Origin of the sequence: Neisseria sp. HMSC068C04 (assembly GCF_001810105.1) — a bacterium.
In the GTDB taxonomy this organism is placed as follows: Bacteria; Pseudomonadota; Gammaproteobacteria; order Burkholderiales; family Neisseriaceae; genus Neisseria; species Neisseria flavescens_B.
In genome coordinates this window covers 21,519-28,073 of record NZ_KV799928.1, presented here as the reverse complement: position 1 = coordinate 28,073, position 6,555 = coordinate 21,519, and the positions used below count along the sequence as shown (strand labels likewise).

Here is a 6,555-nt window from a genome sequence, read left to right as displayed (position 1 = left end):
AAAAAACGCAATCTGTTTCAGATTGCGTTTTTTTATTGTATTTGCTGTGTATGTTTTATGGCCGTCTGAAACGCTCAGCAAATCCAGAGGCAGAAGTGTGTAAAATAATTGCCCAGGCTTTTGTCGTCTATATGCGCTTTTCGATCTCATTTTACCATTGTCAAAACCCAATTTATTGACAACAGTATTCATCTTAAAAATACCTAAACCTGAATTTACATGATTTCATATTTATAATTATTTGATTTTATATTATAAAAATATTTATTTGAACTTTTCTTAAAAAATGCCGTCTGAAATAAAGACAAGACGGAATATCTCTGTTAATGTGTAAATGTCGGCCGGCGTTTGCCGGTTTTTTATTGAAACCATTTGGGAGTCAATTATGAATATGAATGTTAAATTAATCGTTCCTGCTGTTTTGGCGGCTGTTGCCCTGACTGCATGTAGCAGCGGTTCCAAAGCCAAACCTGAAACCAAAGCTGCGCCTACTGCGCAACAACAAACTCAAGCTCAGGCTCAACAAGCTCAAGCTCCAGTACCTAATACTTTGAAAGTAGACTCTATCGACGGTACTAAAGAGGTTCACTACAAATGCGGTAAAGACGGCAAAGAGCCGCTGAGCGTAATGTACGGCTTCAAAGGCAACGAAGTTGTTGCCGCCCAAGTAAAATACAAAGGCCAATTAACTGAAAACCTGTTCCGTATCACTGACAGCAGCAAAGATGTAAACGCATTCTGGGGCGGCAATGTCGCTTGGGTTGCTGAAGCAGCCACTGCAGCCAACGTAGACAAAGTTGACGGCAACATGCTGACTATCCGCGGTACTACCGAAGTAAACGGCAAACAAGAAGTGGTTGATCAAATCGTTACCCGCTTCTGCGCATTGGACAAAGGCGCGAAAGCTGCCGCTAAACCTGCTGCTAAAAAAGTGAAAAAATAATCTTTTACCGACAGCTTTAAACGCTGGGTAAAATAAAACAGGCCGTCTGAAAAGTTTTCAGACGGCCTGTTCTTTTGAGTGGTTTAACCTAAGAACCAGAATTTCAGTGCCCACAACACGGCGACGATCCATACCATAGGCGGTACGTCTTGAGTGCGGTTGCACAAGAGTTTGATGAGTGCGTAGCTGATAAAGCCGAATGCAATACCGTCGGCAATCGAGTAGGTAAACGGCATGAAGACGATGGTCAGGAATGCTGGTGCGGCTTCGGTCATATCATCCCAATCGATTTCGCGCGCGCTGCGCAACATTTGCGCGCCTACATAGAGCAGGGCGGGTGCGGTAGCGAATGCAGGAATGCTTTGAACCAGCGGGGAGAAAATCAGACAGGCCAGCATCAGTACGCCGACGGTAACGGCAGTCAGGCCGGTACGGCCGCCGGCAGAAACGCCTGCCGCGCTTTCAACGTAAGGGGTAGTAGAAGAAGTACCCAAGGCGGCGCCTGCGATAATGGCGGTAGAGTCGGCAAGCAGGGCGCGTTTCAAACGCGGCAGTTTGCCGTCTTGCAACAGGCCTGCGCGATGAGAAACACCGACCAATGTGCCGGTAGAGTCAAACAGGTCAACCAGGAAGAATACAAAAATCACGCTGACCATGCTGACGGTGAACAAGCCTTTGAAGTCCATCTGCATGAAGGTTGGCGCAATGCTTGGAACTTCGCCGACCACGCCTTTGAACTCGCTCAAACCCAAGATGGTGGAGATAGCGGTCAGCGTCAGAATGGTAATGATGATGGAGCCTTTAACGCGGAAGTGGCCAAGTGCAACCACCATGACAAAGCCAGCCATAGCCAGCAGGGCGGTAGGCTGGTGGATGTCGCCCAAGCCGACCAATGTGGCAGGATTGGCCACAATCACGCCTGCGCCTTTGAGTGCAATCAATGCCAAGAAGAGGCCGATACCTGCGGCAATCGACATTTTCAAGCCCATAGGCAGGGCGTTGACCAGCATTTCGCGCACTTTAAAGAAACTGAACAGGATGAAAATAATACCTGAAATGAAAACGGCACCCAAAGCCACACGCCAGTCTACGCCCATGCCTTTGACGACGGCAAAGGTAAAGTAGGCGTTCAAACCCATGCCCGGAGCGAGGGCGATCGGGTAGTTGCCGACAAAGCCCATCACGAAACAGCCGATGGCGGAGGCGATACAGGTGGCCACGAATACTGCGCCCATATCCATGCCGGTTTCACCCAAAATCAGGGGATTGACGATGATGATGTAGCACATGGCGAGGAAGGTTGTCACGCCGGCCATAATTTCCGTGCGCACGTTGGTCTGATTGGCGTTGAGGTTGAATAATCTTTCCAAAACGCTTTGATTTGAAGAACTCATTCGAGATATTCCTTTGGGGAAAGCCGTTCAAAGACGGCATCGTCGGGTTTAACTGCCGGAAGCTCGGATTTTAGCCTTAACTTCTCAACAGATAAGGGAATTTTCGGGCGGTATTATACTGAAAAGCCTTTTGTTCGGGTAATAAAAATACATGAATCAGATAATGCCGGGCCGAACCAAGATAAAGGCCGTCTGAACAGTTTCAGACGGCCTTTGTTTGTGTGTGCTTATACCGGTTTGCCTTTCAGGGAGAAAGTGTAGGCTTCGGTGATTTCCAAATCGATCATTTGGTTGATCATGTCGGGTGTACCGGTAAAGTTGACCACGCGGTTGTTGGCGGTACGGGCTTGCAGTTGGTCAGGGTCTTTTTTGGAGATGCCTTCAACCAAGCAGCGTTGAACCGTGCCGACCATGGTTTGGTTGATGCGCGCGGTTTCGGCTTCGATGACTTCGTTTAAAGCTTCGAGGCGGCGCACTTTTTCTTCATGTGGTGTGTCGTCGTGCAGGTTGGCGGCAGGCGTGCCAGGGCGCGGACTGTAAATAAAGACGAAGCTCAAGTCGAAGGCGATGTCTTTGACCAATTTCAAGGTTTGCTCGAACTCGCGCTCGGTCTCGCCGGGGAAGCCGACGATAAAGTCGGAGCTGAGGCACAAATCAGGACGGATGGCACGCAGTTTGCGGATGATGGATTTGTATTCCAAGGCGGTGTAGCCGCGTTTCATCGCGCTCAATACGCGGTCGGAACCGCTTTGAATCGGCAGGTGCAGGTGGGAAACCAGCTTCGGCAGGTCGCGGTAGCACTCGATAATCGCGTCGGTAAATTCGCGCGGATGGCTGGTGGTAAAGCGCAGGCGTTCTATGCCGGGTATTTCGTGGACGATGCGCAACAAAGTGGCAAAGTCGCAGATTTCGCCGTTTTCCATTTCGCCGCGATAGGCATTGACGTTTTGGCCTAAGAGGTTGATTTCTTTAACGCCTTGTTGTGCCAAACCGGCAATCTCGGTCAATACGTCGTTGAGCGGGCGGGAGAATTCTTCACCGCGGGTGTAAGGGACGACGCAGTAAGAGCAGTATTTGGAACAGCCTTCCATAATGGAAATGAATGCCGAGCCGCCTTCTACGCGCGCAGGCGGCAGATGGTCGAATTTTTCGATTTCGGGGAAGGAAATATCGATTTGAGACAGGCCGGTGGTTTCTTTGTCGACGATGAGTTTGGGCAGGCGGTGCAGTGTTTGCGGGCCGAAAACCACGTCCACATACGGAGCGCGTTTGACAATGTTTTCGCCTTCTTGAGAGGCAACGCAGCCGGCGACGCCGATGATGAGGTCGGGATTTTTTTCTTTGAGCGGGCGTACGCGGCCCAAGTCGGAGAAGACTTTCTCTTGCGCTTTTTCACGCACGGAGCAGGTGTTGAACAAGATGATGTCGGCGTCGTCAGGTTGGGTAACCTGTTCGATGCCGCCGTGTTCTTCGGCGAGGACGGACAGCATTTTTTCGCTGTCGTACTCGTTCATTTGGCACCCGAAGGTGCGGATAAATACTTTTTTCATGGTTTGTTTTGATTGACTTGCTTGTTGTAAAAGGGTTCAGACGGCCTGTGAAATACTCGGGCCGTCTGAAAAATTATTCTTCCGCCTTTTTCTGCTTTTTGGCGTGTTCGATGAACTTGTCGGCTTCGGCGTCGGTCAAAATCCAGATTTCGCGGACGAGGCGGCTTTCTTCGTTGTATTTGAACGCAACGGCTTTGCCGGTTTGATTCAGCAGGCGGCCCATCGGAATGAAACGGTCGTTTTCATCGTGAATTTTGGTGAAGCGGGTGATTTGCAGTTTGGCCGCATTGCCGTCCACAATTCCCAAGGTCAGCAGGCGCGTCCAAGAAAAACCGCCTTTGCTGACTTTCAGATAAGGCAAATCGACAGTTTTTAAAACGGCCACATCCATATCGTCAGGCAGGCTGCGTTGTGCATGGACGAGGGAGGACGCCAAAAGGGCGAGGCTGAGTATGAATCCGCGTAACATGATGCTTTTCTTTTATTGTTTCAATAGGTCGCGGATTATAGCACAAGCAGGAAAAATGTGGATAGAGTGTTTGTTTTTAAAGAATAATTTTGATTTTGCGCCCGATTCTTATTTTGAAGACTGGGCCGTCTGAAAAGGATTTGGTGTTAAAATGGCACCGATTTAATTTTCAGACGACCTCTTACGAAAGAATTGACCATGAACCGTAATGAAAGCTTGTTCAACCGCGCCAAAGCCATTATTCCCGGCGGCGTGAATTCTCCTGTGCGCGCATTCGGCAGCGTCGGCGGCGTACCGCGCTTCATCAAAAAGGCAGAAGGCGCGTATGTTTGGGACGAAAACGGCACGCGTTATACCGACTATGTCGGCTCTTGGGGCCCTGCGATTGTCGGCCATGCCCATCCTGAAGTCATTGAAGCCGTGCGCGAAGCAGCATTGGGCGGTTTGTCGTTTGGTGCGCCAACTGAAAGCGAAATTGTCATTGCCGAAGAAATCGCCAAAATCATGCCGTCCGTTGAGCAGCTGCGCCTTGTCAGCTCCGGTACGGAAGCAACGATGACCGCCATCCGTCTGGCACGCGGTTTTACCGGACGCGACAAAATCATCAAGTTTGAAGGCTGCTACCACGGCCATTCCGACAGTCTGTTGGTGAAAGCAGGCAGCGGTCTGCTGACGTTTGGCAACCCTTCTTCCGCCGGTGTGCCTGCCGACTTTACCAAACACACTTTGGTACTTGAATACAACAATATCGCCCAACTGGAAGAAGCCTTTGCACAAAGCGGCAATGACATTGCCTGTGTAATTTTGGAGCCTTTTGTCGGCAATATGAATCTGGTTAGGCCGTCTGAAGCCTTTGTCAAAGCCTTACGCGAATTGACTGAAAAACACGGTGCCGTGTTGATTTACGACGAAGTGATGACCGGCTTCCGCGTGGCGCTGGGTGGCGCGCAATCTTTGCACGGCATCAAACCTGATTTGACCACCATGGGCAAAGTGATTGGTGGCGGTATGCCTTTGGCAGCGTTCGGCGGCCGTAAAGATATTATGGAATGCATTTCCCCGTTGGGCGGCGTATATCAGGCAGGTACATTGTCCGGCAATCCGATTGCGGTTGCCGCCGGTTTGAAAACGCTGGAAATCATTCAGCGCGAAGGCTTCTATGAAAACCTGACTGCCTTGACCCAACGCCTCGCCAACGGTATTACTGACGCGGCTAAAGCACATGGCGTTGAGTTTACGGCGGATAGCGTGGGCGGCATGTTTGGTTTGTATTTTGCCAGCCATACACCGCAAAACTATGCCGACATGGCGCGTTCCAATATCGACGGTTTCAAACATTTCTTCCACGGTATGCTCGACCGCAATGTCGCATTCGGCCCGTCAGCTTATGAAGCCGGTTTTGTTTCCGCCGCGCATACGCCTGAGCTGATTGATGAAACCATTGCTGTGGCACACGAAGTGTTCAAAGAAATGGCAAAATAAAAGCTGAAGCTGTCATGTGAAAAAAGGCCGTCTGAAAAATATTCAGACGGCCTTTCGCTATTTTAAATCAATGCTTGATTATGCTTCTTCGACTTTGCTGCGGATAATCAGCAGAGGCAGGTGGCTTTGACGCATTACGGTCTCGGCGAAGCTGCCCATCAGCAGGTGCATCAGGCCGGTGCGGCCGTGTGTGCCGAGTACCAGCAGGTCTGCGCCGTTGTTGTCGGCGTAGTCAACCAAGTCTTGCGCCATTTCGCGCGCGCCTTTGTTGGCAACCAACAGGTGTTTCACGATGTTTTCAACGCCGCTTTCACGCGCTGTTTTTTCTGCGAAATCCAAAACTTCGTTACCTTGAGCCACTGCGGCGGCTTCGTAGCTTTCGTGTTGCAGGAATTCAGGAGCTAAAGCCATGTATTCGGCAGGGTTGGCAACGTGAACCAAAGTCAGTTGGGCTTTGTTGAGGCTTGCCAGTTCGGCGGCGTGTTTCAATGCATTGAGGGAGGTCTCGCTACCGTCAACGGCTACAACCAGATGTTTGTACATATTTATTCTCCTTTTGCGCCGAGCAGCGGCACTTTCGTTTAATATGAAATCAGAACTTGTCTGAATGTGAAACGATTATAAACTCTTTCGGGCGGGTACAACAGCCCATCTGCTTTCAAGTATAATGTCAGTCCGATTCGCCTGTGGCGTTTTTCATTAATTTATTGATATATC

General features: G+C 50.1%; 7 protein-coding genes. 2 read left to right on the top strand and 5 right to left on the bottom strand.

Annotated elements, in window-relative coordinates; all coding sequences use genetic code 11:
- A partial coding sequence (locus tag HMPREF2700_RS11890; protein ID WP_210389854.1) for a hypothetical protein occupies positions 1–192 on the bottom strand: 192 nt, incomplete at its 3' end.
- Positions 193–385: 193 nt separating this feature from the next.
- Here HMPREF2700_RS11890 and HMPREF2700_RS04155 point away from each other — a divergent pair.
- Positions 386–943 carry a hypothetical protein gene (locus HMPREF2700_RS04155; RefSeq protein WP_036472682.1) on the top strand — a complete coding sequence of 186 codons (558 nt, stop codon included), beginning with the start codon at positions 386–388 and terminating at the stop codon, positions 941–943.
- Between the two features lie 83 nt (positions 944–1,026).
- Here the strand turns inward: HMPREF2700_RS04155 and HMPREF2700_RS04150 are convergent, their stop codons facing one another.
- The 3 genes from HMPREF2700_RS04150 to HMPREF2700_RS04140 all read right to left on the bottom strand — a co-directional run bounded on the left by HMPREF2700_RS04150 (position 1,027) and on the right by HMPREF2700_RS04140 (position 4,356).
- A complete protein-coding gene (locus HMPREF2700_RS04150; protein ID WP_049352523.1) occupies positions 1,027–2,337 on the bottom strand; it encodes an NCS2 family permease in 1,311 nt (436 codons plus the stop codon).
- Between the two features lie 227 nt (positions 2,338–2,564).
- Positions 2,565–3,887: a tRNA (N6-isopentenyl adenosine(37)-C2)-methylthiotransferase MiaB gene (gene miaB, locus HMPREF2700_RS04145; RefSeq protein WP_036492978.1), complete on the bottom strand. Its 1,323-nt coding sequence runs from the start codon at positions 3,885–3,887 to the stop codon at positions 2,565–2,567.
- 73 nt (positions 3,888–3,960) lie between these two features.
- A complete protein-coding gene (locus tag HMPREF2700_RS04140) occupies positions 3,961–4,356 on the bottom strand; it encodes a hypothetical protein (protein ID WP_070590384.1) in 396 nt (131 codons plus the stop codon).
- A gap of 198 nt (positions 4,357–4,554) precedes the next feature.
- On the opposite strand from HMPREF2700_RS04140, the gene hemL reads away from it, so the two are divergent.
- Positions 4,555–5,838 carry a glutamate-1-semialdehyde 2,1-aminomutase gene (gene hemL / locus HMPREF2700_RS04135; RefSeq protein ID WP_070590381.1) on the top strand — a complete coding sequence of 428 codons (1,284 nt, stop codon included), beginning with the start codon at positions 4,555–4,557 and terminating at the stop codon, positions 5,836–5,838.
- A 78-nt stretch (positions 5,839–5,916) separates the two neighbouring features.
- Here hemL and HMPREF2700_RS04130 read toward each other — a convergent pair whose 3' ends face one another.
- Entirely contained in the window at positions 5,917–6,381 is a 465-nt protein-coding gene (locus HMPREF2700_RS04130) for a universal stress protein (RefSeq protein ID WP_070590378.1), read from the bottom strand.
- Positions 6,382–6,555: the final 174 nt, after the last annotated feature.

Coding starts and splice junctions, on each gene's coding strand:
- hemL (WP_070590381.1), top strand. CDS start 4,555: ATGAACCGTAATGAAAGCTTGTTCAACCGCGCCAAAGCCATTATTCCC.
- miaB (WP_036492978.1), bottom strand. CDS start 3,887: ATGAAAAAAGTATTTATCCGCACCTTCGGGTGCCAAATGAACGAGTAC.
- HMPREF2700_RS04130 (WP_070590378.1), bottom strand. CDS start 6,381: ATGTACAAACATCTGGTTGTAGCCGTTGACGGTAGCGAGACCTCCCTC.
- HMPREF2700_RS04155 (WP_036472682.1), top strand. CDS start 386: ATGAATATGAATGTTAAATTAATCGTTCCTGCTGTTTTGGCGGCTGTT.
- HMPREF2700_RS04140 (WP_070590384.1), bottom strand. CDS start 4,356: ATGTTACGCGGATTCATACTCAGCCTCGCCCTTTTGGCGTCCTCCCTC.
- HMPREF2700_RS04150 (WP_049352523.1), bottom strand. CDS start 2,337: ATGAGTTCTTCAAATCAAAGCGTTTTGGAAAGATTATTCAACCTCAAC.